This is a genomic window from Streptococcus infantis (assembly GCF_047460405.1).
Taxonomy (GTDB): domain Bacteria; phylum Bacillota; class Bacilli; order Lactobacillales; family Streptococcaceae; genus Streptococcus; species Streptococcus infantis_Q.
Genome location: NZ_JASHGH010000050.1, coordinates 1 through 763 on the forward strand (window position 1 = coordinate 1; position 763 = coordinate 763).

Sequence of the window (763 nt, forward strand, 5' to 3'; positions counted from 1 at the left end):
TCTGGGAAGGTTACAGTTGCTGTTCCATCTTTACCTACTTCAACATCTTTCGCTGTTGGGTTAGCTTTCTTAACTTCGTCTGCTACTTTAGCTTTTTCTGCGTCTGTTAAGTTAGCTGGATCTTTAACTGGTGTCTTAGCTTCTGGATCTTTAACGCCTTCTGCATCTTTAGCTTTCTCAACTGCTTTAGCTGCTGGGATTTCTGCTGTTGATCCGTCTGGGAAGGTTACAGTTGCTGTTCCATCTTTACCTACTTCAACATCTTTCGCTGTTGGGTTAGCTTTCTTAACTTCGTCTGCTACTTTAGCTTTTTCTGCATCTGTTAAGTTAGCTGGATCTTTAACTGGTGTTACTGATGGGTCTTTAGCACCGTTTGAGTCAGCTGATTTAACTGTCTTATCTGGTGTTACTGTTGTTGTTGATCCATCTGGGAAGGTTACAGTCGCTGTTCCATCGTTACCTACTTCAACATCTTTCGCTGTTGGGTTAGATTTCTTAACTTCGTCTGCTACTTTAGCTTTTTCTGCGTCTGTTAAGTTAGCTGGATCTTTAACTGGTGTTACTGATGGGTCTTTAGCACCGTTTGAGTCAGCTGATTTAACTGTCTTATCTGGTGTTACTGTTGTTGTTGATCCATCTGGGAAGGTTACAGTTGCTGTTCCATCTTTACCTACTTCAACATCTTTCGCTGTTGGGTTAGCTTTCTTAACTTCGTCTGCTACTTTAGCTTTTTCTGCGTCTGTTAAGTTAGCTGGATCTTTAA

General features: G+C 41.3%; 1 pseudogene. It reads right to left on the reverse strand.

Features of this window, described 5'->3' with window-relative positions:
• Nucleotides 1–763 (reverse strand): annotated as a pseudogene (locus QM928_RS09935) (hypothetical protein); the annotation flags it as partial.